The sequence below is a fragment of the Pseudomonas sp. ADAK13 genome, from assembly GCF_012935715.1.
GTDB lineage: Bacteria > Pseudomonadota > Gammaproteobacteria > Pseudomonadales > Pseudomonadaceae > Aquipseudomonas.
In genome coordinates, this window is sequence record NZ_CP052860.1 from 4623926 (window position 1) to 4648007 (window position 24082).

Below are 24082 nucleotides of genomic sequence, written 5' to 3' on the forward strand. Positions count from 1 at the left end.
CGCTGAAAAAGCAACAATCAGAAGGCAGGTTGTTCGGGAATCAACAGGGTGCGTACCCGCTACTTGAATAACGGATACGCACCGGCACTGGCGGCCTTTACCGATGCTGAAACCTTGGCAACGAAGCAATCCGCATCTTCGGCTCCTGCAACCTGGCCAGGTCACTGGCAATCTGTGCCCGCCAAAAATGCGCGCCGGCCAACTGCGCATCGACCCAGGCCTGGCGCAGCAGCACCTTGGCCTTGTCCACCGCGCCGAACTGCGCCTGGCGCAGAATCAGCTGCGCCTTGATCCGCAGCATCTGCGGCACGAACCAGCGCTCATGCCGGCCCAGGGCCAATTGCAGGGTGTCTTCCAGCACTTCCAGCGCCAGTTTCTCCAGCCCGAGCCGTGCCAGGCCCAGGGCGTATTCGCAGCGCAACAGGCTATACAGCTGGCTATCGCCCTGCCCATGCAAGTGGTGCAACGCCTCACCCAACAGCGGCACGCCTTCCTCGGGCGAGCCCTGGCGGATCAGCAGGATGCTCTCGAAACACAGGCGAAACTGACGCCAAATGTGCAGGTCTTGCTGTGTCGTGCTGTCTTGCAGCAGCCCCAGGTAATAGCGCACCTTGGGCAGGTTGGACGCCAGCAATGCCAGCGGAATCGCCCCCAGGCACAGGGTGTACCAGAGGGTTGCCGGATGATCGAGGGTGATGGATTCATCGACGCAACTGCCGATCAAGCGCAGCGCCGGGTCAACATCGCCCTCCAGCAACTGCACCTGCGCCTTGAGGCAGCGGGCGGCGATGCGCTGGTCAAAATGCACATCGATAATGTGCGAACGCGGTGCCGAGGGTGACCCCAGCGCCTCGTCGATATTCTGCCGGGCACCGGCCAGGTCGCCCATGTGGAACAACGCCAGGGCGCGCATGCGTTTGCCCAGCAGTTGCTGGTTGCCGCTGTGGCTCAGGGTGATGTAGCGCTCGGCCAGTTCCAGCGCCTCGGCGTATTGGTTGCAGCCGCAACGGTCGCTCCACAGGCCCCACAGCGCCCGCAGCTTGTGTTCGGCGTCGCCCAGGTCGCGGGCGTCTTCGCGCACCTGGCGCCAGGCTTCACGCATCGGGCCGCCGGTGCCGTAGGTCAGCATCAGCACACTGGCCAGGGCGGTTTGCAGCAGCATGCGCTGGCGCAGCGGCAGCGGGGTGGTGGCGGCGCTGGCCAGGCCTTTGTCGACCCAGGTGCGGCACTCGCTGACCAGCGACAGGCGCAGCCACAATGGCACGCCGCCCAGGGTCAGTTCGATGCCGGTGGGCAGGTCGCCCGAGGGTGAAAAGGCCCACTCCAGTGCCGCGCGGACCGTGTTGATTTCCGGGCCGTAGAGGCCGACCCAGGTCTCGGGGGAAAGCCCGTCGAGGGTCTGCCCGGCTTCCTGCAAAACCCCTAGGGCAAACAGTGCATGGCGCTGGCGGGTGGCATCGGCTTCGCCGTGTTCGTTGAGTTTCTCCAGGGCGTAGGCGCGGGTGGTTTCCAGCAGGCGGTAGCGCTTGAGCAACCGGGATTCACCGGCGATCAGCAGCGACTTGTCCATCAGGCTTTCGAGCAAGGGCAGGGCGTTGCGCCCATCGAGGGTGCTGCTGGCGGTCATGGCCTTGACCGCGTCCAGGGTGAAGGAACCGGTAAACACCGCCAGTTGGCGCAACATCGCCTGTTCGTCGCCGGAGAGCATCGAGTAGGTCCAGTCCAGGGTCGCGCTCAGTGAACGGTGGCGCGCCAGGGCGGTACGCCGGCCGGTCATTTGCAGGCGGAAGCTGCCGTCGAGCAAGCCCACGAGGTCCTGAATGCCGAAGGTACGCACCCGCGCCGCAGCGATTTCGATGGCCAGGGCATTGCTGTCGAGCTTACGGCAGATGGCGCTGGCAGCGGCGACGTCGGCGTCCTTGAACACGAAGCCGGGGTCGAGGGCCTTGACCCGTTCGATAAACAACGCGATGCCGGACCAGGTCATGGCTTGCTCGGCACTCAGGCTGGCGTCTTCATCCGGCACCAGCAGCGGTGCCAGGTCGTGCACCCGTTCGCCGTCGGCCCGCAGCGGTTCGCGGCTGGTGGTCAGCACGCAACACTGGGGCGCGCAGCGCAGCAGCACTTCGACCGCGTCGGCAGTGGCTTGCAGTACGTGCTCGCAGTTGTCGAGCACCAGCAGCAGCGGGCTGTGGGCGAGCACCGAGGCCACGCTTTGCAGCGGCTCGTCACTTACGCTCTGGATGCCCAGGGCGCTGGCGAGCATGCCGGCCACCCATTGGCCGCTGGTGGCGGGGGCCAGGTCGACGAAGCACATGCCCTGGGGAAAGCGACCCTGCAGCAGTTGCGCCACGGCCAGGGCGACGGTGGTCTTGCCGATGCCGCCGGGGCCGGTGATGGTCACGAAGCGCTGGCTCAGGACCTGGTCGGCAAGGCTCAGGATCAGTTGCTCACGGCCAATCACCGTGCCCGGCGTCGCCGGTTGCAGGCTGGGTACGTCTGCCGTCAGGGCCGGCATCATGGCTTGGGGCACTGTGCTTTCACTCACTGCCTGCATCGTCACCGGTGCGACAAACCGGTAGCCCCGGCCCGGCACGGTGACGATGTAGCTGAAGTTGCCGTCATCCCCCAGCGCCCGGCGCAGCGCCACGATCTGCGCGCGCAGGTTGCATTCCTCCACCACCACCTTGGGCCAGGCGAAAGAGATCAGCTCGGACTTTTCCAGCAACTCGCCAGCCCGGCTGGCGAGGGCGATCAGCAAGTACAAGGCGCGGCTGCCGAGGGTCACCGGCTCGCCGTTGCGCAGCAATACATGCTGGCGCGCCAACAAGAGAAAGGGGCCAAAACCGATAGCGTTCTCGGTGTGGTCCGGGGCCTGGGGGGCGAGGTCCATAAAGGACGCTGCGGGGTATTTGCTCGAACTCATCAATTTGTCCTTTTTTGTAGTCGGGCTTGTTATTGGCGATCAGGCCATTCGCCCTTTTGGGTGCTTACGTGCGGCAGCAGGCTTGGAGAGTTGAAGTCGATCAAAAGGTGAGAATTGCCGCCCTCCTTTGGGGCATGGACATTGTTATAGGGCGCGGGGCCGTAGGGTTTCAGGCGATGAGACTGTTTCAGATTCGAAACATTTTATTACTAGAAAACCTGATGTAGCAGAATGTATGCCAGTTGGCATGTAACAAAGATGACAACAACCGTATGAAATTTATGGGGATTTCTGCGGTCGTCGGCGGCGAAGCAAGGAAGATGTTCGGAAAGGCGAATATTTCTAATTGTGTCGTTCGGGAAGCCGAATAAAACGGCGGTGGTCTGTGGCGAGCGGGATTGTTGTGGTGAGCGGGCTTGCCCCGCGCTGGGGCGCGAAGCGGCCCTGAAATCGGCTGTCGCGTTTTGCCTGTTGATATGCGGTGGTTCTCTATTGGGGGGCTGCTTCGCAGCCCAGCGCGGGGCAAGCCCGCTCACCACAACAGCCCGGCTCACCATAACAGCCCGGCTCACCACAACAGCCCGGCTCACCACAACAGTCCGGCTCACCACAACAGTCCGGCTCACCATAACAGCCCGGTTCACCATAACAGCCCAGCTCACCACGATTGGGGCTGTGTATCAGACTGTGTCTCAGCACCCACCTGATACACCGGCATGAATAGAAGGCGGGAACGCGACACAGACGGGATACACGCCTGGCTTTAAATCTGTCTACCAGATGGCGCAGGTGGTCACCCACCGCACAAGCGCCCTGGCCACATTCAGTCAAGCCAGGAGTTCCACACCATGAAGCGCCATTACGCGGCCCTTGCCGCCACCCTCGCACTGTCTCTCGGTGCCTTCGCCGCCACCGCCCATGCCGATGAGGCCAAGCCCCAGGAAAAATGCTTCGGCGTGTCCCTTGCCGGTGCCAACGATTGCGCCGCCGGTGCCGGGACTTCCTGCGCCGGTACCGCCAAGGCGGATTACCAGGGCAACGCCTGGGTGCTGGTGGACAAAGGCACCTGCACCCAGATCAAAACCCCCAAAGGCTTCGGCAGCCTGACGGAACAACCATGATTGTCCTGGCCCCTGCGGTGCTCAAGCGTGTGCTGCCTGAGGCGCTGCTGTTGCTGGTGGCTCGCGTGGGTATCGCTTCGGTGTTTTTCCTCTCGGGCCGCACCAAGGTGACCGGTTTTCTGCAGCTCAAGCCGTCGACCTACACCTTGTTTCGCTCGGAGTACGCCTTGCCGCTGGTGCCGCCGGATTGGGCGGCACACCTGGCGAGCTACGCCGAGCATCTGTTCCCGCTGTTGCTGGTGCTGGGCCTGCTGACCCGCCCGGCAGCCGCTGCGCTGTTGGGCATGACCCTGGTGATCGAGGTGTTTGTGTACCCCGACGCCTGGCCAACCCACCTGACCTGGGCGGGGCTGTTGTTGCCGCTGCTGGCGTATGGCGGCGGGGCCTGGTCGCTGGACCGCGTGTTCTCCGGCCAACGCCGTTAACCCTTTCACAACAATGATCAGGCCCCAAGGCCTGTGGAGAGTCGCATGCGTATTCTTTCTTCCCTGGCGATCGCCATGGCACTCGCTACACCGTTAGTAGCCTCGGCCGCCGATGCAGCCAAGCCTCAGCCGGGCACCGGTAAAAGCGTGGTGATCGTGCCCGGTTCCTTCGTCGACGGCTCCGGCTGGCGAGTGGTGCACGACATCCTGATTCACAAGGGCTACAAGGTCACCGTGGTGCATCAGGGCCATGAAAGCCTCGCCGCCGACGTGGCCGAGGCCCGCGAAGTGCTGGAGCAACAGGTCGGCCCGGTGGTGCTGGTGGGTCACAGTTCCGGTGGCGGGGTGATCTCGATTGCCGGTGACCGCGACAAGGTCAAGTCGATGGTCTATGTCTCGGCCCTGCAACCGGAAGTCGGCGAGAACATGAGCCAGTTGCTGTCGTCGATGCCGGCGCCGAGCAATGACGTGATGCAGACCCGCGACGGGCATCTGTTCTTTGATCGCACCAAGTTCAATGCCGACTTTGCTGCCGACCTGACCACCAACCGCACCGACTTCATGGCCGCCTCCCAGGTGCCGGCCACCACCGCGCTCTTCGGCGGCACCGTGTGGGCCGCGGCCTGGCACAAGAAGCCGACCTACGCCGTGGTGTCCACCGAAGACCGTGCCCTGAGCCCGGATCTGCAGCGCTGGATGTACAAGCGCGCCGGTTCCAAGGTCACCGAAATCAAGGCCAGCCACTCGGTGTACATCTCCCAGCCTGAGGCTGTGGCGAAGGTCATCGAAGACGCTGCATCCGTCATCAAATAAACCCCACCCCGAGGAGTAACACCCATGAGTACGTCCATCAAATCCCGTTTGAGCCTTGCCACTGCTGCCGCCCTGATCGCCATGGCGTCGGCCTCTTTCGCCGCTGCCGCGAGCGCCGCCGACCAGCCGGAGCAGCCAGGCCGCTGCTACGGCGTGAACAACTGCAAGGGCGAAAGCCTGTGCGCCACGGCCAAGAACGATTGCAAGGGCCTCAACAGCTGCAAGGGCCAGGGCGTGGTCGTGAAGACTCCGTCCGAGTGCCTGAAGCTGGGCGGCACCACCACTGAGCCGAAGTAAGGCCGTAATGACCACGCGGGGTGCCTGGCGCCCCGCGTTGTTCTCCGGTTTTTCGCGAGCAAGCTCGCTCCTACAGTTTTATAACGGAGACCCCAAGATGCCGACATCCAACCCGCGTTTCCCGGGCTATGGCCTGGGGCTGCGCAAGGAACACTACAGCGAGTTCCTGGAGAACCCGGTGGCGGTGGATTTCGTTGAAGTGATCTCCGAGAATTTCATGGTCGCGGGCGGCCAGCCCCGGCATATCCTGCGCCAGATTCGTGCGCGGTATCCGGTGGCGCTGCACGGGGTGTCGATGTCGATCGGCACGGCCGAGGGCCTCGATCGCGATTACCTGAAGCGCCTCAAGTCGCTGGTGGACGAGATCGAACCGCTGTTTGTGTCCGACCACCTGAGCTGGTCCCGCAGTGGCGGCTTCAACTCCCATGACCTGCTGCCGGTGCCTTATACCGACGAGGCACTGGACCGGGTCTGCGCCAATATCGACCTGGCTCAAGAGGTGTTGGGCCGCACGATGCTGTTTGAAAACCCGTCCAGCTACCTGGCCTTTGAAGGCGCCTCCATGAGCGAGTGGGAATTTATCGCCGCCATGTCCCGGCGCACCGGCTGCGAGCTGTTGCTGGACGTCAATAATGTGTTTGTCAGCGCCAGCAACCACGGCTTTGACGCCCTGGCGTTTCTTGATGGAATTCCCGCCGAGCAGGTCCGGCAGATTCACCTGGCCGGCCACAGCCAGGGCCGCGAATTACTGATCGACAGCCATGACAGCCCGGTGTGTGACGGGGTCTGGGATGTGTATGCCAAGGCCATTGCGTTGCTCGGCCCGGTCGCCACGATGATCGAGCGCGACGACGAGATTCCCCCCTTGGCTGAGCTGCTGGAGGAACTGTCGATCGCCCGGATGCTCGGGGCTTCCGAGGCCTTCAAGCGTGCGCAGGTGCGCCCATGAACCTCGCGCAATGGCAGCAGGCCTTTCACACCTGGCTGGTGAGTGCATCGGACGAATCCGCCCAAGTGCTCGGCAACAACACCGCCGGGCTGGCGGTTTACCAGAACAACTACCGCGCACAACTGGTGGGTTGCCTGGAGCAGGCCTTTCCCAACCTGCGGCGTTGGGTCGGGGATGAGGCGTTTCTGGCCGCAGCCATCAGCCATATCGACCGGCATCCGCCCCATGCCTGGACGCTGGACGTCTATCCCGAAGGCTTTCACCTGACCTTGGGTGAACTGTTCCCCAACAACCCCGACGTGCATGAGCTGGCGTGGATTGAGTCGTCGCTCAATGAGGCATTTGTGGCTGCCGATGCGAGCCCGTTGCCCATGGACGTATTGGCGGCGGTGGATTGGGACACCGCACACCTGCAGCTCACGCCGTCGTTGCGATGCCATGGGCTGACCACCAATGCCGAGGCGATCTGGTCGGCGTTGTGGCAGCAAACCCCGGCACCCGAGGCGGTGATGCTGGCCGAGGCTGGCGGGCTGCTGGTGTGGCGTCGGCAATTCACTTCGCGTTTGCGCCAAGTCGACGCCTTGGAGTACCAGGCGCTGGTGCACCTGCAAGGCGACGGCAGTTTTGTCGGGCTGTGCGACTTTCTGGTGGAGCGCCTGGGGGTAGAGGAGGGCGTGGAAAAGGCCGGTGAATGGCTGGCCGGCTGGATCGGCAGTGAGTTGATTGTGGGGGTCGTTGACGACCTGCCTGTGTCACATTTTTCGGAGCTATAACCGCATGTCTTATTTCAATCGCCGTCGTTTTTTGATTTCCACTGCCATTGCTTCCGTCGCGCTGTCCCTTCCGGTAATGGCTGCGCCCGCGAGCCGGCAGATCCGCCAGGTCAGCACCGACCTGCTGGACATCGGCTACTACGAAGCCGGCCCGGAGGAGGGCAGGCCGATCATTTTGCTGCATGGCGCGGACGGTGATCTGGAACGCTTCGCCGGGGTCGCGTCGCAGCTGGTGTCCCAGGGCTTTCGGGTGGTCGCACCGTACCTGCGGGGCCATGGCACCACCACGCAACTGGACAAGGCTGCACTCGCCAGCACTCAGGAAGTGGTGCTCGGCCAGGACGTGCTGGACCTGATGAACGCCTTGCACATCCCCGAGGCGGTGCTCGCCGGGTTCGACCTCGGTGGCCGCGCCGTCACGGCAGCCGCCACCTTGCGGCCCACCCGTTGTGTGGCGCTGGTCACCGTCAACAGTGCGCCGCAGCCCGCCCTGGCCGAGGTGCTGGTGCAAATGGCGCGGATGGGCACCTGGCGTACCTGAACATGAATATTTGGACAGCCGCGCATTTGTCCGCTGAAAAAAAAGGCCGCAGCCCTTACTCTTAACGCCTTTGCCACGTGTGCGGATTGTCCATGTCTTCTGTAGCTGATGGGTTGCCCAGTGATAAACGTTTAGCGGCGGTGGTCGCGATTTCCCTGGGGATCGGCATGGCGACCCTCGACACCGCCATCGTCAACACGGCGTTGCCGACCCTCGCTGAAGGCATCGGCACCGATTCGGCCTCGGTGATCTGGGTGGTCAACGCCTACCAGTTGGCGACCATTGCTGCCGTGCTGCCCTTTGCCTCCCTGAGTGATGTGGTCGGCCACCGCCGGGTGTTCCTCGGCGGCTTGCTGGTGTTCGTGGTGGCGTCACTGTTTTGCGGCCTGGCCTGGTCGCTGCCGACGCTGACCGCGGCCCGGGTGGTTCAGGGCCTGGGCGCAGCGGCGATCATGAGCGTCAACATTGCGCTGTTGCGGCACATCTACCCGGCAAAAATACTCGGCCGGGGGCTGGGGTATAACTCGCTGGTGGTGGGGCTGGCCTTTACGCTGGGGCCCACCGCCGCGTCGGCGATTCTGTCGGTGGCCACCTGGCACTGGTTGTACCTGATCAACCTGCCCCTGGGCGCTTTGGCCTTGTGGCTGGGGGTGCGTGCGATTCCGGTGATCCCGATTACCGGGCATGCCTTCGACCGGCTGGCAGCAATTCTTTGCGCCGGGTTGTTTGCCCTGCTGGTACTGGGGCTGGGGTCGGCGGTGCACGGTGCGCAGGCGGTGTTGACCCTGGGGCTGATCGCCGTGGCGCTGCTGTGTGGCGTGTTGCTGATCCGGCGTCAGGCCGGGCACCCGGCGCCGATGCTGGCGGTGGATCTGTTCAAGCGCCCGCTGTTCACCCTGTCGGCGCTCACCGCGATTTGCGCGTTCAGCGCCCAGGGCCTGGCGTTTGTGTCGCTGCCCTTCCTGTTGCAAACCGTGCTGGGCCACAGCCAGGTGGCCACCGGTTTCCTGATGACGCCATGGCCGGCGGTGGTCGCGGTCATGGCGTTGATTGCCGGGCGCCTGGCGGATCGGATCTCCCTGGCGTTGCTGTGTGGCATTGGCCTGGTGATGTTGAGCGCAGGCATGGCGTCGCTGGCGACCCTGGGCAATGACGCGTCGACCTTTGATATCGGTTGGCGCATGGCCTTGTGTGGCGCCGGGTTCGGTTTCTTCCAGTCGCCCAACCTCAAGGCGATCATGACCAGCGCGCCCATCGCCCGCAGTGGCGGGGCCAGCGGAATTGTGGCCACCTCGCGGTTGATGGGGCAGACGCTGGGGGCTTCGCTGGTGGCGTTGTGTTTCCACCTGTCCCTGAGCAGCGGCCCGCAGTACGCGTTGTGGCTGGGGTGCGGGTTTGCCCTGGTGGGCGCGGTGGCCAGCGGCTTGCGCCTGATGCAGGACGGCGCCAAGGTTTAATCATTCGGGCCTTGTAAAACAGGGCGGTAGACGGCTACCGTGGCCGTCTAAATAATTCTGAATGTTTCAGCTTTTATGTCTGATCTGGCCCAACGCAGTGCTGATGCCCACTCCCGCCGTGCTGCGCTGACCCTCGGCCTGTGCCTGCCCAGTGACGTGTTGCTGTACCTGGTACTGCCAATGGAGTCCCAGGCGTTCGGTATCACCCTGGCCCAGGCCGGGGTGCTGCTGGCGGCCAACCGCCTGGTGCGGATCTTTGGCTACAAGCATGTTCTGAATTTCTACGCCCGTAACGGCGATCGCCTGACCTGCTCCATCGCCGCCGGTGCGGCGGCGGTGTGTGCCCTGGGCAACTCGATGTTGTCCGGCTTTGCCGCCTTGCTCGGGCTGCGGCTGATTTGGGGCCTGTGTTTTGCCGCGTTGAACCTTTCCACTCAAGTGTTGGCCACCTCCGAACCGCTGGGTGCGGCGCGGCGGGCGGGGCGCTCACGGGCGTTGATCGCCCTGGGGCCGATGCTGGCGTTACCGCTGGGGGGATGGCTGACATTGCATGTCGGCCCGCGTCCGATTTTCCTGATTCTGGCGGGGTGTTGCCTGGTGGGATTATGGATGGCGCGGGGGCTGCCCACTGCCGGTCATAATTTGCACGGCACGCCGGGGCGACGCTTCCGGTTGCCCGACAGTGTGGCGACCTGGTCGTTTATCGAAGGTGTGGCGCTGGACGGGCTGTTTATCTTCGGCCTGTCGATTCAGGCGCAGAAGATCCTCGGTGGCAACGCGGTGCTGATTGCGGGCGGCTTGATGGCCCTGCGGTATGTCTCGGAACTGCTCCTGAGCCCGCTGGGTGGCCGCGCGGCGCAGCAGTTTGGTGCCACGTCGATGTTGTTGCTGTTTTCCTTTCTCAGCGCGTTGGCGCTGGGGGCGTTTGGCAGCCACTGGGTGATTGCGGGTGCTGCGGCGGTGCTGGTGTTGCGGGCGTTGCAACTGCCGTTGGTGACGACGCTGGTGGCGGAGCGCAACCCGGGGGCGATGCGGGTCTCGGCGTTGGCCTCGAATGCGGTATGGCGTGATGTGGGCGCGGGGCTTGGGCCGTTGTTGGCGGGGTTGCTGCTGCCGGTGGCGTCGGCGCCCTGGGTGTTTGGTGTGGCCGGGGCGGCGATTGCGGTCAGTGCGGTGTTCTGCTGGCGGGCGAAGATTTCGACGTGATGATGTGAGGCTGGTTGTGTCTTTTGACGAACATTTTGTGCGTTTGCTGGATGAGGCTTACCGGCATTGGACCGGGCAGGGGTTGCCGGCGCCCGAGGGGTTGGGGGGGGAGCAGCGGCTGACGTGGTTGCATGAGCAGGCGCCCTACAGCTTGCTGGCCCATGACGGGGCGGTTGATCCGCGTTTTACCTATGTGAATGAGTGTGCCTTGCGCTGCTTCAAGTATCCGCGTGAGGATTTTATCGGGATGCCTTCGCGGTTCAGTGCCTCGGAGCTGGATCGGCCGGCGCGGCAGGTGTTGATGGAGCAGGTTGGGGCCAAGGGGATTGCTCATGGCTACAGCGGGTGGCGGGTGGATGCGCAGAATCAGCCGTTCATGATTCATGACGGGGTGGTTTGGAATTTGTTGGGCGGGGTGGGGCAGGCGGCTTTGTTTTGGTTGGATGAGGGGGCGGGGGCATATCCGTTTCTTCGGTAACGGCCACTTAGGGTTTCGCTCTTACAGCGAGTCACTTTGCAAAAGCGGCAAAGTAACCAAAGCGCTCTGCCCCGCCTGTCGGCACCTCGCCTAGGCTCGGTGTGCCCTCACTCCGGCATTGCTCCGCGGGCCGCCGCGACGGGGCGTCCCTGCCCCGTCGCGGCTAAACCGGCGTCCTGCCGGTTTACCCGCTCCTCAATCCCTGCGTTCGGCCTCGGGCTTATTGGGGCAGTCAGATCAAGATCAAAAGCAAGAGCACAGCGGCCTACAGGCCGGCTTGAGTGGTAGAAGCCAGAGCAAAAGCCAAAGCGAAAGCCAAATCTGAAACGGATGCAGCTCTGCTTTTCTGTGGGAGCTGGCTTGCCTGCGATGCAGACACCTCGGTTTTTCAGGTACACCCAGTTGATGCTATCGCAGGCAAGCCAGCTCCCACATTTGACCGTGCCCGCTGTAGATTTTGATCTTGATGTTGCCTTTGCTTCACACCACTCAAGCCGGCCTGTAGGCCGCTGTGCTGTTGATCTGCTTTTGATCTTGATCTTAGGCGCCCCGTTAAACCACGCTGGCTGAACGCAGGCTTTGGAGCGTGGGTAACCCGGCAGGACGCCGGGTTAGCCGCGCTGGGCCAAGGATGGCCCATCGCGGCGGCCCACGGTCCAAAGCCGGAGTGAGGGCACACCGAGCATTAGCGAGGTGCCGAGTGGTGGGGCAAGAGCCTTTTGGTTACTTTTGGGCTCCTTTCAAAAGTGACCCGCTGTAAGAGCGGAACCCATATCCGCCATCACCGAAAAAACGGATATCCCCCCAATCAGCGAGCCTTCACCGCCTCAACCCACCCCGGATCCAACCGCGTCTGGTCAGGTTCAATCCCCAACCCCCGCATCCTCTCCAGGTGCTCATCAACCTCGCGCACCAACTGCGCCTGAGCGCTCGAGTTGGCGTCCAGTTCGTGCATCTGCATCAACCCAAGGTGATAAAACCGCAGCAATTTGATCGCCACCGGATCATTCGCTTTCACCCGGTCAGTCACCTTGTGCATCACATTCGTCACACTCATCAAACTGCGCTTGAGCTGCCAGCCATACACCGCCGGCGCCAGCCAGGCCTGGTTCCAGAATGGCCCCCGCACCAGCGCCAGTGTGATCAATACCCCGGCAAACACCCCGCCCACGTTAAAGCGAAAGTTATCGCCCCCAGGCGTACCAAACACCATCACCGCCAGGCTGGACAGCCCCATCGCCAGCGCCACGAACAGCACCGCGACTATCAGCGTGCTGCGTCGCGTCTGCTGGCGAAAAACAATCGGGTCGCACGGTTTAAGCTCAAACATCCGGGTGCAGTCTCCATGGGCTGAGTAGGGGTATAACGCCGGCCGGCATCTTCTCATGGTTCGCCCGTCGGAGTGACGGTAATCCGGTTGAACGATGGCCCACCGCGTTTTCTCTAAACCTCGTAGGCAATCGACCCCAAGCGAGGTGAACCATGACCCGGTACCAGCAACAGCCGCCCGGCACACCCAACCCCGACCGCACGCCCGGCGAAGAGGAGCGCGACAACGACGCCCTGCGCCCCAACGACCCTGCCGAGCGCGAGCACAACGAGGAGCGGGTCGAGGAAGACCTGGAAAACCTGCACGACAAGGCCCGCCCGCTGTAACCGGCGCGCGAAGGAGGCAGTGATGAGTAACAGTAAGAGTGGCCCGCATTCATCGGAGCATTCCAGCGGCAAGGACGAATTGGGTTTCGACCCCGATTCCCCCGATGTTTCAGACCCGCAGGTCGACCCGGTAGGCCCTGCGATTGCCCCGTTGGACAAGCCGGAAAAAACCGGCAAGAAGCCGGCCTATGATCCCCTTGGGGATCTGAAGCAGTGAAACAAGCCCCGCCGTTGTGCGGGGCTTTTTTTCAGCCAAGCCGTTTCGGGGCTGTCCATGTCACCTCGGTGATGCCAAATTTCTCCGCCCAGGGCCGAGTGGTCTTTTTCACCCGCTCGTGACCCGGTCGGCCAATGCGCCCCACATGGGCAATGTCGGCGTCAACGGCCGCCCAATGCCAGGCTTCGGCGTTGTTCATGATCTCGGCACGCACCACAAAGGTTTTCGGTTCGCCGTGTAGCAAGTAGTGGATGGTGTAGATCGTCGCGGTACTCATGATGCCTCCCTGTCTTGTAGTGAATGGATATGAAACCGTTCAGAAAGGTTCAGAAAGTTTCTGCATCACAGGGCTTGTGTTTGATTCAAATCACAATTGGCAAACAACCGCCTTCGGGGTATTAGTGATGTCTTTGCCACCCACGCCAGGATCGCGTCATGCCAGAGCTGACCCACAGCCTTTTGTACCTGCAACGTTTGGGCTACGACACGCCGCCACCGCCGACCCTGCAAACCCTGCAGGATTTGCAGTTGCGCCACGTCAGCACCTTCGCGTTTGAAAGCCTGTCGACCCTGCTGCATGCCCCGGTGCCGATCGACTTGCCGAGCGTCGAGCAGAAAGTCCTGTTCGACGGGCGGGGTGGTTATTGCTACGAGTTGAACCAGATGTTCCTGGCCTTGCTGCAGGAGTTGGGCTTCGACGCGCGGGGCATTACCGGCCGCGTGGTGATGGGCGGCCCGCCGGATGCACTCACGGCGCGCACCCATCGCCTGAGCCTGGTGACCCTGGACGGTGTGCGTTACATCAGCGATGTCGGCTTTGGTGGCATGGTGCCTACCAGCCCGCTGCAACTGGACACCGACGCCACCCAGGCCACCGCCCATGAACCCTATCGCCTGAGCCTGAACGAAGGCAGTTACACCCTGTGGGCGCAGGTCGCCGGTGAGTGGCGCGGCTTGTATGTGTTCGACCTGCAGGTGCAGTCACGTTTCGACTACGAAATCGGCAATTGGTACGTCTCCACCCACCCTGATTCGCCATTCCTCGGCCAGTTGAAAGTCGCACTGATTGGCCCGGGATTTCGTCGCACGTTGAACAACGGCCAGTACGCGATTCACTACCTGGACCGGGCCAGTGAAAAGCGTGCAATCGAGGACGTGGATGAGCTGCTGGGCCTGTTGCAAGCCAGCTTTGGCATTCGGCTGCCGGAGCATCCACAGTTGCGGCCCATTCTCGAGCGTTTGCTGGCTCCCGTCCAAGAGGCTTGATATAGAGCCTTCGCTGAACCGTTTTACCTCGAAAAAAGGTGCAAATTAATTCGAACCTTTCGCCAAAGCGAGGGTTCGAACCGTTTCCTGAATAATTTGCCACCTACAATGGAGACGTAAAACGATGTCCAAACTATTCGGAAAAATCCTCAAGAATTCCTCGGTCCTGGCCCTGATCGCTGCACCGGGTGTGGTGTTCGCGGCGGCGCCGACTGACCCGATTTCCACCTTCGGGATCCTTGGCAGCTACAACGACTTCAAGCTGGAAGGCGGTAGCGAAAGCGACAAGGACCACATGCCTGAAGCCGGTCTGTTCTACAACTTCGGCAACAAGCTGACGGCCGAGTCGGGCTTTATCTATCAGGCCGGTATCGAAGCCAAGTACGGCGAAAAGAGCGACAACAAGCTCAAGGAAGGCCAGGCCGACCTCGACCTCGGCTGGCGCGCCGCGCTGGATGCGCGCAACTTCGTCGACGTGCTGGTGGGTGGCGGCTACAGCTGGACCCGCTACGAGCCGGACTCGGGCGACTACGACATGAAGCTCACCAACAAATCGCCGTTCGCCAAGGCTGCACTGGGTTACAACCACCAGTTCGATGACATGACCATGCGCGTTGAACTGGGCGCCCGCCGTACCATTGATGGCCGCGCCAAGCTCAAGGTCGACGGCATCGGCAGCGACACCGTGGACCTCAAGGACCGCACCAACCCGTACGCCGAAGTCAGCCTGCTGATGAACCAGAAAGGCGACCTGCCGGTGATGGCGGGCCTGTACTACACCCGCACCGAGTACAAGCTCGACGGCGACTCCTACGTGGCCGACAACACCAAGCTCAAGCGTGACGAGTATGGGTTCAAGGTCGGTATAGCGTTCTAACACCTGTTGCGCGGGTGGGGGGCCAACCCCCACCTTTGACTGTCCGCCCAAGCCCCCCTTTCTGTCCCCCAATACCCTCAACGCCGCGCCCTGGCTGCCTTAGTGTGGATCACGCTTTCACACAATAAGAGAGAGGGTGGCTATGCGGGCAATCAACCCCCGTCGCATCAGTCTGCTGCTGGCCGTGACCTGCCTGCTGACAGCCTGCGGCGACAAACCGAAACATCCCCCCGAACGCGCCACGGCGGCCAATGCCATGCCCGGCGACGCAGCCCTGGCCCAGGTCTACGACACCAGTTGCAAGCTGTGCCACGCCAACCCGGCCTCCGGCGCGCCGCTGACCGGCGACGGCCCGGCCTGGAGCCCGCGCATCGCCCAGGGCCCGGACACCCTGCTGGACCACACCATCAACGGTTACAACGGCATGCCACCCATGGGCCTGTGCGTGCAGTGCTCCGAAGAGCAATTCCTGGGGCTGATCAGTTTTATGTCGGGTCAACACATCCAATAAGAATAACGGGGTAGGCGATGGGGCTTTCACGGCGAGAATTATTGCAACGCGGCGCGGTAGCCGGCGCGTTCATGGCATTGACCAGTAACCCGGTGCTGGCCCAACTGGCCCGGGCACCACGGCTGATTCCGTGGCGCAACTGGTCGGGGGCGCAAACCTGCCTGCCCCTGGCGCGGCTGGCACCCAAGACCCTCGACGAACTGGTGCAGGTCATCGGCCAGGCACCGGGAAAAGTGCGGCCGGTGGGCTCGGGCCATTCGTTCAGTGCCCTGGTGCCCACCGACGGCACGCTGCTGTCCCTGAGCTATTTCAACGGCCTGCTGGAGCATGACCCGCACACCTTGCAGGCGACCTTCGCCGCCGGCACACCGATGTCGCGCATGGGCCAGGCCTTGAAAGACGTCGGCCAGGCGCTGCCGAACATGGCGGATATCGATTACCAGACCTTGGCCGGGGCGATCTCCACCTCTACCCATGGCACCGGCGTGGGCTTCACCTCTTATTCCGGTTGCGTCACCGGCCTGCAACTGGTGACGGCCCAGGGCGAGGTTCTGGATTGTGACGCCCACCATCACCCTGAAGTGTTCAGCGCCGCCCGGGTATCCCTCGGCGCCCTCGGCGTGGCCACCCGGGTGCGTTTGCAAAACCGCACGCCGTACCGCCTGCGGGAGCGCCAGTGGATCGCCAAGACCGAAGAATTGCTGGAGGACGTAGGGAAAAACACCCGGGAAAACCAGCACTGGGAAATGCTCGTGGTGACCCATTCCGACTACGCGCTGTCCATCGCCCTGAATGAAACCACCGACCCCGAAACCCCGCCCATCGACCCGGCCGAGGCGGGCGGCAACGAGTTTGTGTCGATCATCGAAAAGCTCGACAAATACGGCAGTGATTTCCCCGACGCCCGGCGCACCTTGCTCAACAGCCTGCGGTTTTTCGCCAGCTTCGAAGACCGCGTCGCCGAGTCGTACCAGGTGTACGCCAACGTGCGCAATGTGCGCTTCAACGAGATGGAATATTCGGTGCCCGCCGAACACGGTCCGGCCTGCCTGCGGGAAATCCTCAAGTTGATCAACGACAAGGACCTGCGTACCTGGTTTCCCATCGAGTACCGCTACGTCAAGGCCGACGACATTCCGCTGAGCATGTTCGAGGGCCGCGACAGCTGTTCGATCTCCGTGCATCAGCACTACACCATGGACCACCACAACTTCTTCGCCGCCGTGGAACCGATCTTCTGGAAATACGCCGGCCGCCCGCACTGGGGCAAGTTGCACACCCTCAATGCGCGCACCTTGCAGCCGTTGTACCCGCGCTGGGAAGAGTTCACCCGGGTGCGCCGCGAGCTGGACCCCAGCGGCAAATTCCTTAATGCGCACCTGTCATCGATTTTGGGAGTGGCCTGATGAACCGCAGACATTTCATGCTCGGCACCGGTGTGTTGCTGGTAGGCGGTGCGATTTTGCTCCGGCCGGGCGACCGGGGCAGCCCGTACACCGAGTACTTTCGCAGCCTGAATCAGGAACTCAAGGCCCATGGCCCGATGCGCCCGGTGATGCTGATTGACCTCGACCGGCTGGACCACAACATCGATGTGGTGATGCAGTCGGTACAACGTGGCGGCAAACACCTGCGGCTGGTGGAGAAATCTTTGCCCTCGCCAGGGCTGCTGGCCTACATCGCCAAGCGTGCCGGCACCCAACGCCTGATGTCGTTTCACCAGCCGTTTCTGAACCACGATGCCCAGGTCTTTCCTGATGCCGATATCCTGCTGGGCAAGCCGTTGCCGGTGCGTTCGGCCGAGCTGTTTTACCAAACCCACAAAGGCCCCTTCGACCCGTCCCGGCAGTTGCAATGGCTGCTGGACACCCCCGAACGCTTGCAGCAATACCTGGCGCTGGCCCAGGGCCTGGGCACGAAGCTGCGGGTCAATATCGAGCTGGATGTGGGCCTGCATCGCGGCGGCATCAGCGACAACGCGGTGCTGGGGCAGATGCTGACGCTGATCAGCGCGCATCCGCAGCAGCTGGAATTCAGCGGGTTCATGGGGTACGACCCGTTTGTGGGCATGGGAGTGCCGGGCATTCTGGGTTCGCCCCAGGATTTGTTCGAGAAGGTCATGCAGCGCTACAACGGCTATGTGGATTACACCCGCCAGCACTTTGCGCCGCTGTGGCGTGACGGGCTCACGTTGAACACGGCGGGCAGCCCAAGTTATCGCATTCACGAGCAGGAAAAACTCAGCAGCGAGGTGTCGGTGGGCACGGCGCTGCTCAAGCCGACCCACTATGACTTGCCGTCGCTGAGTGAACACCTGCCGGCGGCTTATATCGCCACGCCCGTGTTGAAAAGCGCCGGGCCGGTGGACATTCCGGCGCTGGATGGCAAGTCGCGGTTGTTCTCGTGGTGGGATGCAAACCAGCGCGCCACGTTCTTTATCTACGGGGGCAACTGGATGGCTGAATTTGAATCGCCCAAGGGATTGCAGAGTAATGACTTGTACGGGCGCAGCTCCAATCAGGAGATGGTCAATGGTTCGCCCAAGGTGGGGCTGAACGTGGAGGACCAGGTGTTTTTGCGCCCGACCCAGAGTGAGTTTGTGCTGTTGCAGTTCGGCGATTTGCTGGCGGTACGCGGCGGAAAAATCGTCGATACCTGGCCGGTCTACAGCTGAAGAAACCCGATCAACATGTGGGAGCGGGCTTGCCTGCGATAGCATCACCTCGGTATCACTGAAAACCGAGTTGCCTGCATCGCAGGCAAGCCAGCTCCCACATCTTTAATCGGGTTTACAGGGCAAACGGAATCGTCAACTTCGCCCACAACATGTCGCCTTCCGGGCGGTTCTGCACATCAAATTCCTTGGCCCAGCGCACTTCCGCACTGGCGTACTTGAGGAAGGTGAAATACACCGCAGGACCTATCGCAAACACCTGGCCCTTGACCCCGTCGTCGACGTCTTCGCCGTAGATATTCACCACCGTGTGCCCGTACTGCTTATCGTCGGTGGTCTGCTTGAGGTAGTAGCCGTTGACCCCCAGGCTGAGGTTGTCGGTGACCTTGTAGCTGGCGGAATAATCGAAGTGGAAAATCTGCCCCGAACGGTAATGGGTGTCGGGGTTTTCCTTGTTGAAGCTGTAGGTGGTCTTGATCGACAGCTCGGTGCGTTCGTTGGGCATCCAGGTCGCCGACACCAGCGGCTTGTAGGTGTAGAAATTGTTGCTGGTATTGGCCAGGCGCGAGGCGTCGTATTCGCCGGTGGGCAGGGTGATTTCCAGGGCGGTACCCACGGTCAGGTTCGTGCCCAGGTCCCAGAGAATGATCGGCGCCAGCGTGGTGTCGCCCATGCTCTCGCGGGTGTCGGACATGCCGAACAGCGACACCTGTTGTTTCAGGTACGGCTGGGCGATGTAACCCCCCAGGCGCCCACCGAATACCCGCAGCGGGCTGAGGTAATCCAGGCGCGGGATGATCGCGTCGGACTTGATCTTCACATCCGGCACCTTGCCGCCCAGGGAGCTGATATCGAGCTTTTTGGCTTCGTAATGGTTGTAGTAAATGTTGAAGGCGAACATATGGTCCGGCAGGTTGTTCACGTCCAGCGGCAGGATATAGAAGCCGTCGGTGCCGGGGCCGATGTTGTCGACGCCGCCTTCGGTGGCCTGGGCCGGCAGGCTGATGAGGGTCAACAGGGCGAGTTGCACGGGGTAAAACGCACGGGTCGTGTTCATGTCTGGGCTCATTATTATTATCAGGGCGACGCTGCCTATAGAAATAAGCCCTGAGCGCCCGGCGGGGCAGGGTATTGGCGGCCATATAGGGGGACTTTGGCGGACAGCTTTCATCCAGAGTGCAGCGCCTCTTGCAAGCGCCTATGATTGTCAGGATGTTTCAAAAACAAGAACTGAAGCACTCAGTCGGGAATCGAAGATCCATGCAAAGGAAAGCCGTTGATCCGCACTATGACCTGGCCCTGGTCTCGCCATTTTTGCTGCAAACCCTCGGACAAGTGGTCGCGCAAAAGGGTGCGAGTGCCGAGCACCTGTGCCGTGGCCTGGGGTTTACCCTGGCTGACCTGGACGACCCGGCCCAGCGGATTTCCTATCGCCAGGCGGTCGCGATGATCCAGCGTGCCCTCAAGGTGTTGCCCGATCAGGGGCTGGGCCTGTGGGTGGGCCATCAGAACGTACTCGGTACCCTGGGCCTGCTCGGGCATGTGATTTCACTGTGCAAGACCCTGCGCGATGCCTTTGCCATTGGCGAACGCCATCAGCACACCTCCGGCGGCATCGCCACCTCACGCACCCATGAGGGCGCCCAGGAAGTTTTCGTCGATATCGAATGCCTGCTGCCCTACGCCGAAGTACAGGTGTTTGCCGCAGAGGAATTCTTCGCCAGCCTGATGGTGTATGGCCGGGCCTTGGTGGGCGAGGGCTTCATGCCGCTGCGCGTCGAATTTATCCACGCTGCGCCCACCTATGTCGCCGACTATCACCAGCTGTTTGGCGCGGATGTGCGCTTTGGCTGCCTGCATAACCGTATGGTCCTGGCCAGCCACTGGCTGGACGTGCGCTTGCCCAATCACCATGCGCTGGCCTTGCGCCAGGCCCTGGAATTACTCGAGCTGGAAAGCGCCCAACTGCACCAGAAAATGGATTTGATCCAGGCGGTGGAGCGCGCGATTTCCCGCGATCTGCAAGGTAGCCAGCTGGAAAAGGTCGCCGGTGACTTGAACATGAGCGGGCGCACCTTGCGGCGGCGGCTGACCGAGCACGGGCTGACGTTTGAAGGTTTGCTGGAGCAGGTACGGCGGGCACGAACCATGGGGTTGCTGAGCAATCCGGGGTTGTCCATCGAGCGTATTACCGAGGAAGTGGGCTATAGCGATGTGCGCAGTTTTCGGCGGGCATTTAAGCGCTGGACCGGGCTGAGCCCCAGTGCGTTTCGGGGGGAGGGAAGCGGGCTGGCGTGATCCCTGGGGTGGTCCCTTCAGGACGCCATGGAGGTGTTGATTACGCGTCTGAGCGAGCGCGCAAAGGTTTGCTTTTCGGCGAATCAAAAAGCGCGCCGATCGCCTGACGCGCCCGCGACAACCGGCTCATTACGGTGCCGATCGGCAATTCGAGCATTTCGGCGGCTTCCTTGTAGCTGAAGCGTTCCACGCCCACCAGCAACATCACCTCGCGCTGGCCTTCGGGCAGCTTGTGCACGGCCTCGAGAATCTGCCGGTGCATCAGGTCGGACTCCGGGTTGGGGGCTTCGGGGTCGCTGACGGTTTCGAGGAACTCGTCGTTCCAGTCCATGCGCGAGCGGCTGCGCACCTTGCGTGAACGCAGTTCATTGATCCAGGTGGAGTGGACAATCGAAAACATCCAGCTCAACACCGAGGTGTCGGGCTGCAATTGATGGGAGCGTTCCAAGGCACGCACACAGGCAAGCTGGACCAGATCCTCGGCATCGTGTTTGTCGCCCGAAATCCGCAACGCGAACGCCCACAGGCGCGGCAGCAGTTCTGGCAGCAGTGCGGGTAAATCTGCACCGGTGATCGACATATTTCCTCTTATTATTTCGTGATGCCTAAAATGGAGCGGTCAGGCTACGAGGTCATGCCGTAGCGGATGCCAATGTCTGGGCGTCCTTTGCGTTGCTGAGGATCCTGGAAAGCGCGTGCAGAACAGCGATATTGGGTGCATAGCACAAAGCGGGCCAACAAATTATTGTGCCATTGTCACGGGAAAGATACAGACACAAGATGAAACATATAATATTTAAACGACCGAGGGAATATTTTCGAATTCCAAGTGTTGTCTTAGAGTATTTGCTCCTGTTTTAAAGTATTTTCGGTTTGCCTTTTAGTGTTTCCAGTTGTTGCAAGGCGATGATTGATATCAATATGATGGCTTCTAGCTACCCGCTGACCAGCCGCATTGGCCCACAAGGCCGAGATCACGTAACGTAGTCATGATGAATAAATGGAGTGATGACCCAATGGTAGCGGACGATGCCCTGCTTATGGCCTATGTTGACGGCGAACTGACGCCGCAACAGAACCAGGAGCTTGAGCGGCTTATGGACGCTTCGCCGGATTTGGCCCAGCGCGTCTCCCGGTTGATGGCTTCCTGCCTGCCTTATGAGGAAGCGTTTGCCCGGCAGAAACTGCCGCCGGTGCCCGAGAGCCTGAAGCTCAATATTGCGGCCCTGGCGGCTCAGCATTCGGCTGCCCAGACCACCGCGCCGGCGTCTGCCCCCGTGGCTGCTAGAAAAGACAGCGTTTTTGCCCGCTTGTTCGGCCAGTCCCGACCTAAATTTGCATGGATGGCCCTGACCTTCGCCGCCGGTGCCGCCTGCTATGCGCTGGTGCTGCAAGTGGGTGTGCTCAATGGCGTGCTCAAGCCCGGTTTTGACGCCACCGCGCCCGCCGTTGCCCAGACCTTGCCATGGGTTCAGCAGGCGGCTGCCTACCAGCATCTTTATACCCGTGAGACCGTGGACTACGGCGCCCAGCCGACCGATGTGGTGACCAAGACCCTGGCCGATATTCGCGAGGTCGACGGCCTTGCGCTGCGCGTGCCGGACCTGAGTTCCGCCGGGCTGACCTTCAAACGTGTGCAACGCCTGCGCTTCAACAACAAGGCGCTGATCCAGCTGGTCTACCTGCCCGAGAACGGTGCACCGGTTGCCCTGTGCGTGATGAAGGAACCCAAGCCGGACCAGTCCCTGACGCAGCAAAGCGTGGCACAAATGAACGTTGTTACCTGGCGCCAGTCTGAGCTGGGCTACGCGCTGATCGGCGAGCCAGAAGGCGTGGACCTCAAGGCTGTGGCGCGGCTTGTCGCAGACCGCACGGCCGGCCAGTTGTTCGCGGTTTCCCGCACACCACTGTGGGTCGCTGATATCCAGAAATGACAGTACCGGGATCGAGCATTGGATCCCAATGCTGCGGTTCCAGGTAGTTTGATGAAAAAGCGCCATCGTCTGATGTTCCCCCTCGCAGCTGTCACCCTTGCCCTCGGTACCTGGGGCTATCACGCGGGGTGGCTGGCCTCCACGTTTTCCCCGTCACCCACTGCGGCACAAATCGTCGATGAGATGGAAGCGGCGGCCGGTCGGGCCCATCCCGGATTCCGGCGCAACCATGCCAAGGGCTTGTGCATCACCGGCAGGTTTGAAAGCAGTGGTCAGGCGGTAGAGATCTCCAGCGCCCAGGTGTTACAGCGCGGCAGCGTACCGGTGCTCGGCCGGCTGTCTGCCGCCGGGGGCGACCCGGCCCAGGCCGATGCCCATGGCATGATCCGCAGCATGGCCCTGAGCCTCACCGGCGCCGACGGCCAAACCTGGTACACCGCGATGAATTCGGTGCCGGTGTTCCCGGTCAACACGCCCGAAGGCCTCTACGAGCAGTTGCGGGCCTCGATGCCGGAGTACGGCGGCAGCGGCCCCGACCCGCAGAAGATGAACGCCTTCAAGCAGGCGCATCCGGAGATTCAACCGTTCGAAGCCTGGCTGGCAGACCATCCCGCATCGTCCGGTTTCGACAACACCGCGTTCTATAGCGTGAATGCGTTCCGCATGACCAACGCCCACGGTCAGGTGCGGTTTGTGCGCTGGAGCATGGTGCCCGAAACGGCCTACACACCGATGACCGCAGCCGAGGGCAGCGACCCGGACTTCCTGGCGTTTGGTTTTGCCCATCGGGTCGCGCAGTCGCCGGCGCGCTGGCACCTGATGATCACCCTGGCGGAACCCGGCGACCCCACCACCGACGCCACCCTGCGCTGGCCCGAAGAGCAGCGTCGGCAGATCGACGCCGGCGTGCTGGTGATCGACCGCCAACAACCGCAGATCGACGGCGCCTGCCGCGATATCGACTTCAACCCGCTTGAATTGCCGGCAGGGATCGAACCCTCCGACGACCCTTTGCTGCTGGCCCGCGAGGCCGCGTATGCCGAGTCCCACAAGCGGCGGGTCGCGGAGCAAGCCGGGCACTGAGATTGGCTACCTGATCTTCCCCCGGATTGGCTATTTGTCCAACGCGCCCGGCTCACTACTCTAGACACCAATCCCCACTGCTCTGGAGTACCACCATGCAAACTCGCACCGACTTCTACACCGCCTCCCCGGACGCCATGAAAGCCATGCTCGCCCTGGAAGCCGCCGTCGGCAAACTGTCCATCGAACTGCCGCTGCTGGAACTGGTGCGCCTGCGTGTGTCGCAGATCAACGGCTGCGCCTTCTGCCTCGACATGCACACCGCCGACGCCCGCAAGGGGGGTGAAACCGAGCGTCGCCTGTACACCGTCTCGGCCTGGCGTGAAACGCCGTTCTTCACCCCCCGCGAACGCGCCGCGCTGGCCTGGGCTGAAAGCCTGACCCTGATCAGCCACACCCACGCGCCGGATGAAGACTTCACCGAACTGGCCGCCCATTTCAGCGCCCAGGAGCAAGTCGACCTGAGCGTGGCGATTGCCACCATCAACAGCTGGAACCGCCTGGCGGTGGGCTTTCGCAAGATGCCCAAGTAATCAAAAAACGAAGCAGATCCAGTGTGGGAGCTGTCGAGCCCCAGCGA

General features: G+C 62.2%; 26 protein-coding genes. 21 read left to right on the forward strand and 5 right to left on the reverse strand.

What is annotated here, in order from left to right; genetic code table 11:
* Positions 1-97: 97 nt before the first annotated feature.
* Positions 98-2926, reverse strand: coding sequence for an ATP-binding protein (locus HKK54_RS21430; protein WP_169387733.1), 2829 nt, complete (start codon positions 2924-2926; stop codon positions 98-100).
* An 848-nt stretch (positions 2927-3774) separates the two neighbouring features.
* On the opposite strand from HKK54_RS21430, the gene HKK54_RS21435 reads away from it, so the two are divergent.
* The 10 genes from HKK54_RS21435 (at position 3775) to HKK54_RS21480 (ending at position 10986) form a co-directional block, all read left to right on the forward strand.
* Positions 3775-4047, forward strand: a complete 273-nt coding sequence (locus HKK54_RS21435) for a BufA1 family periplasmic bufferin-type metallophore (RefSeq protein WP_169387734.1) — start codon at positions 3775-3777, stop codon at positions 4045-4047.
* Positions 4044-4472, forward strand: coding sequence for a DoxX family protein (locus HKK54_RS21440; RefSeq protein ID WP_169387735.1), 429 nt, complete (start codon positions 4044-4046; stop codon positions 4470-4472). The genes HKK54_RS21435 and HKK54_RS21440 overlap by 4 nt, the downstream gene beginning before the upstream one ends.
* Before the next feature lie 45 nt (positions 4473-4517).
* The gene (locus HKK54_RS21445; RefSeq protein ID WP_003211274.1) at positions 4518-5285 is read left to right on the forward strand and encodes an alpha/beta fold hydrolase; all 768 of its coding nucleotides are present in this window, start codon (positions 4518-4520) and stop codon (positions 5283-5285) included.
* A 24-nt stretch (positions 5286-5309) separates the two neighbouring features.
* Positions 5310-5582 carry a BufA2 family periplasmic bufferin-type metallophore gene (gene bufA2, locus HKK54_RS21450; RefSeq protein ID WP_003211275.1) on the forward strand — a complete coding sequence of 91 codons (273 nt, stop codon included), beginning with the start codon at positions 5310-5312 and terminating at the stop codon, positions 5580-5582.
* Between the two features lie 97 nt (positions 5583-5679).
* Positions 5680-6531, forward strand: a complete 852-nt coding sequence (gene bufB / locus HKK54_RS21455) for an MNIO family bufferin maturase (protein ID WP_169387736.1) — start codon at positions 5680-5682, stop codon at positions 6529-6531.
* Positions 6528-7304: an HvfC/BufC N-terminal domain-containing protein gene (locus HKK54_RS21460; RefSeq protein WP_169387737.1), complete on the forward strand. Its 777-nt coding sequence runs from the start codon at positions 6528-6530 to the stop codon at positions 7302-7304. Before bufB ends, HKK54_RS21460 begins: the two co-directional genes overlap by 4 nt.
* Before the next feature lie 4 nt (positions 7305-7308).
* Positions 7309-7845: an alpha/beta fold hydrolase gene (locus HKK54_RS21465; RefSeq protein ID WP_169387738.1), complete on the forward strand. Its 537-nt coding sequence runs from the start codon at positions 7309-7311 to the stop codon at positions 7843-7845.
* A 92-nt stretch (positions 7846-7937) separates the two neighbouring features.
* Entirely contained in the window at positions 7938-9302 is a 1365-nt protein-coding gene (locus HKK54_RS21470; RefSeq protein ID WP_169387739.1) for an MFS transporter, read from the forward strand.
* A gap of 75 nt (positions 9303-9377) precedes the next feature.
* Entirely contained in the window at positions 9378-10508 is a 1131-nt protein-coding gene (locus HKK54_RS21475) for an MFS transporter (protein WP_010175336.1), read from the forward strand.
* Between the two features lie 16 nt (positions 10509-10524).
* Complete coding sequence (locus HKK54_RS21480; protein ID WP_237150968.1) at positions 10525-10986, forward strand: MEKHLA domain-containing protein; 462 nt, start codon at positions 10525-10527, stop codon at positions 10984-10986.
* Positions 10987-11794: 808 nt separating this feature from the next.
* On the opposite strand, the gene HKK54_RS21485 is transcribed toward HKK54_RS21480, so the two are convergent.
* Positions 11795-12316, reverse strand: a complete 522-nt coding sequence (locus HKK54_RS21485; RefSeq protein ID WP_010175324.1) for a DUF3087 family protein — start codon at positions 12314-12316, stop codon at positions 11795-11797.
* A gap of 152 nt (positions 12317-12468) precedes the next feature.
* On the opposite strand from HKK54_RS21485, the gene HKK54_RS21490 reads away from it, so the two are divergent.
* Both HKK54_RS21490 and HKK54_RS21495 read left to right on the forward strand, forming a co-directional pair.
* Complete coding sequence (locus tag HKK54_RS21490; RefSeq protein ID WP_010175322.1) at positions 12469-12642, forward strand: hypothetical protein; 174 nt, start codon at positions 12469-12471, stop codon at positions 12640-12642.
* Positions 12643-12664: 22 nt separating this feature from the next.
* A complete protein-coding gene (locus HKK54_RS21495; protein WP_010175321.1) occupies positions 12665-12859 on the forward strand; it encodes a DUF6021 family protein in 195 nt (64 codons plus the stop codon).
* Positions 12860-12890: 31 nt separating this feature from the next.
* Here the strand turns inward: HKK54_RS21495 and HKK54_RS21500 are convergent, their stop codons facing one another.
* Positions 12891-13136: a DUF6555 family protein gene (locus HKK54_RS21500; RefSeq protein ID WP_010175320.1), complete on the reverse strand. Its 246-nt coding sequence runs from the start codon at positions 13134-13136 to the stop codon at positions 12891-12893.
* A 158-nt stretch (positions 13137-13294) separates the two neighbouring features.
* Here HKK54_RS21500 and HKK54_RS21505 point away from each other — a divergent pair, with 158 nt between their 5' ends.
* From HKK54_RS21505 to HKK54_RS21525, 5 genes are all read left to right on the forward strand, one after another.
* On the forward strand, positions 13295-14125 hold the full coding sequence (locus tag HKK54_RS21505; protein ID WP_169387740.1) for an arylamine N-acetyltransferase family protein: 831 nt from the start codon (positions 13295-13297) through the stop codon (positions 14123-14125).
* Positions 14126-14249: 124 nt separating this feature from the next.
* Positions 14250-15002, forward strand: a complete 753-nt coding sequence (locus tag HKK54_RS21510) for an outer membrane beta-barrel protein (protein ID WP_010175317.1) — start codon at positions 14250-14252, stop codon at positions 15000-15002.
* A 142-nt stretch (positions 15003-15144) separates the two neighbouring features.
* Complete coding sequence (locus HKK54_RS21515) at positions 15145-15513, forward strand: c-type cytochrome (RefSeq protein ID WP_010175315.1); 369 nt, start codon at positions 15145-15147, stop codon at positions 15511-15513.
* Between the two features lie 77 nt (positions 15514-15590).
* On the forward strand, positions 15591-16919 hold the full coding sequence (locus HKK54_RS21520) for a D-arabinono-1,4-lactone oxidase (protein WP_169389324.1): 1329 nt from the start codon (positions 15591-15593) through the stop codon (positions 16917-16919).
* Positions 16919-18187 carry a DSD1 family PLP-dependent enzyme gene (locus HKK54_RS21525; RefSeq protein ID WP_169387741.1) on the forward strand — a complete coding sequence of 423 codons (1269 nt, stop codon included), beginning with the start codon at positions 16919-16921 and terminating at the stop codon, positions 18185-18187. Before HKK54_RS21520 ends, HKK54_RS21525 begins: the two co-directional genes overlap by 1 nt.
* Positions 18188-18302: 115 nt before the next feature.
* Here HKK54_RS21525 and HKK54_RS21530 read toward each other — a convergent pair whose 3' ends face one another.
* The gene (locus HKK54_RS21530) at positions 18303-19244 is read right to left on the reverse strand and encodes a SphA family protein (RefSeq protein WP_169387742.1); all 942 of its coding nucleotides are present in this window, start codon (positions 19242-19244) and stop codon (positions 18303-18305) included.
* Positions 19245-19447: 203 nt separating this feature from the next.
* On the opposite strand from HKK54_RS21530, the gene HKK54_RS21535 reads away from it, so the two are divergent.
* The gene (locus tag HKK54_RS21535; RefSeq protein WP_169387743.1) at positions 19448-20485 is read left to right on the forward strand and encodes an AraC family transcriptional regulator; all 1038 of its coding nucleotides are present in this window, start codon (positions 19448-19450) and stop codon (positions 20483-20485) included.
* A gap of 40 nt (positions 20486-20525) precedes the next feature.
* On the opposite strand, the gene HKK54_RS21540 is transcribed toward HKK54_RS21535, so the two are convergent.
* The gene (locus HKK54_RS21540) at positions 20526-21065 is read right to left on the reverse strand and encodes an RNA polymerase sigma factor (protein ID WP_010175305.1); all 540 of its coding nucleotides are present in this window, start codon (positions 21063-21065) and stop codon (positions 20526-20528) included.
* A gap of 436 nt (positions 21066-21501) precedes the next feature.
* On the opposite strand from HKK54_RS21540, the gene HKK54_RS21545 reads away from it, so the two are divergent.
* From HKK54_RS21545 to HKK54_RS21555, 3 genes are all read left to right on the forward strand, one after another.
* Entirely contained in the window at positions 21502-22419 is a 918-nt protein-coding gene (locus HKK54_RS21545) for an anti-sigma factor family protein (protein ID WP_010175303.1), read from the forward strand.
* Positions 22420-22470: 51 nt separating this feature from the next.
* Positions 22471-23502: a catalase family peroxidase gene (locus HKK54_RS21550; RefSeq protein ID WP_169387744.1), complete on the forward strand. Its 1032-nt coding sequence runs from the start codon at positions 22471-22473 to the stop codon at positions 23500-23502.
* 95 nt (positions 23503-23597) lie between these two features.
* Positions 23598-24035, forward strand: coding sequence for a carboxymuconolactone decarboxylase family protein (locus HKK54_RS21555; RefSeq protein ID WP_010175299.1), 438 nt, complete (start codon positions 23598-23600; stop codon positions 24033-24035).
* The last annotated feature ends 47 nt before the right edge of the window (positions 24036-24082 follow it).

Excerpts from the sequence above, each read along its gene's own strand:
- HKK54_RS21550 (WP_169387744.1), top strand. The coding sequence starts at position 22,471 with ATGAAAAAGCGCCATCGTCTGATGTTCCCCCTCGCAGCTGTCACCCTT.
- HKK54_RS21500 (WP_010175320.1), bottom strand. The coding sequence starts at position 13,136 with ATGAGTACCGCGACGATCTACACCATCCACTACTTGCTACACGGCGAA.
- HKK54_RS21440 (WP_169387735.1), top strand. The coding sequence starts at position 4,044 with ATGATTGTCCTGGCCCCTGCGGTGCTCAAGCGTGTGCTGCCTGAGGCG.
- bufB (WP_169387736.1), top strand. The coding sequence starts at position 5,680 with ATGCCGACATCCAACCCGCGTTTCCCGGGCTATGGCCTGGGGCTGCGC.
- HKK54_RS21475 (WP_010175336.1), top strand. The coding sequence starts at position 9,378 with ATGTCTGATCTGGCCCAACGCAGTGCTGATGCCCACTCCCGCCGTGCT.
- HKK54_RS21495 (WP_010175321.1), top strand. The coding sequence starts at position 12,665 with ATGAGTAACAGTAAGAGTGGCCCGCATTCATCGGAGCATTCCAGCGGC.
- HKK54_RS21445 (WP_003211274.1), top strand. The coding sequence starts at position 4,518 with ATGCGTATTCTTTCTTCCCTGGCGATCGCCATGGCACTCGCTACACCG.
- HKK54_RS21505 (WP_169387740.1), top strand. The coding sequence starts at position 13,295 with ATGCCAGAGCTGACCCACAGCCTTTTGTACCTGCAACGTTTGGGCTAC.
- HKK54_RS21535 (WP_169387743.1), top strand. The coding sequence starts at position 19,448 with ATGCAAAGGAAAGCCGTTGATCCGCACTATGACCTGGCCCTGGTCTCG.
- HKK54_RS21545 (WP_010175303.1), top strand. The coding sequence starts at position 21,502 with ATGGTAGCGGACGATGCCCTGCTTATGGCCTATGTTGACGGCGAACTG.
- HKK54_RS21465 (WP_169387738.1), top strand. The coding sequence starts at position 7,309 with ATGTCTTATTTCAATCGCCGTCGTTTTTTGATTTCCACTGCCATTGCT.
- HKK54_RS21540 (WP_010175305.1), bottom strand. The coding sequence starts at position 21,065 with ATGTCGATCACCGGTGCAGATTTACCCGCACTGCTGCCAGAACTGCTG.
- HKK54_RS21430 (WP_169387733.1), bottom strand. The coding sequence starts at position 2,926 with ATGAGTTCGAGCAAATACCCCGCAGCGTCCTTTATGGACCTCGCCCCC.
- HKK54_RS21470 (WP_169387739.1), top strand. The coding sequence starts at position 7,938 with ATGTCTTCTGTAGCTGATGGGTTGCCCAGTGATAAACGTTTAGCGGCG.
- HKK54_RS21555 (WP_010175299.1), top strand. The coding sequence starts at position 23,598 with ATGCAAACTCGCACCGACTTCTACACCGCCTCCCCGGACGCCATGAAA.
- HKK54_RS21525 (WP_169387741.1), top strand. The coding sequence starts at position 16,919 with ATGAACCGCAGACATTTCATGCTCGGCACCGGTGTGTTGCTGGTAGGC.
- HKK54_RS21515 (WP_010175315.1), top strand. The coding sequence starts at position 15,145 with ATGCGGGCAATCAACCCCCGTCGCATCAGTCTGCTGCTGGCCGTGACC.
- HKK54_RS21460 (WP_169387737.1), top strand. The coding sequence starts at position 6,528 with ATGAACCTCGCGCAATGGCAGCAGGCCTTTCACACCTGGCTGGTGAGT.
- bufA2 (WP_003211275.1), top strand. The coding sequence starts at position 5,310 with ATGAGTACGTCCATCAAATCCCGTTTGAGCCTTGCCACTGCTGCCGCC.
- HKK54_RS21435 (WP_169387734.1), top strand. The coding sequence starts at position 3,775 with ATGAAGCGCCATTACGCGGCCCTTGCCGCCACCCTCGCACTGTCTCTC.
- HKK54_RS21530 (WP_169387742.1), bottom strand. The coding sequence starts at position 19,244 with ATGAACACGACCCGTGCGTTTTACCCCGTGCAACTCGCCCTGTTGACC.
- HKK54_RS21510 (WP_010175317.1), top strand. The coding sequence starts at position 14,250 with ATGTCCAAACTATTCGGAAAAATCCTCAAGAATTCCTCGGTCCTGGCC.
- HKK54_RS21490 (WP_010175322.1), top strand. The coding sequence starts at position 12,469 with ATGACCCGGTACCAGCAACAGCCGCCCGGCACACCCAACCCCGACCGC.
- HKK54_RS21485 (WP_010175324.1), bottom strand. The coding sequence starts at position 12,316 with ATGTTTGAGCTTAAACCGTGCGACCCGATTGTTTTTCGCCAGCAGACG.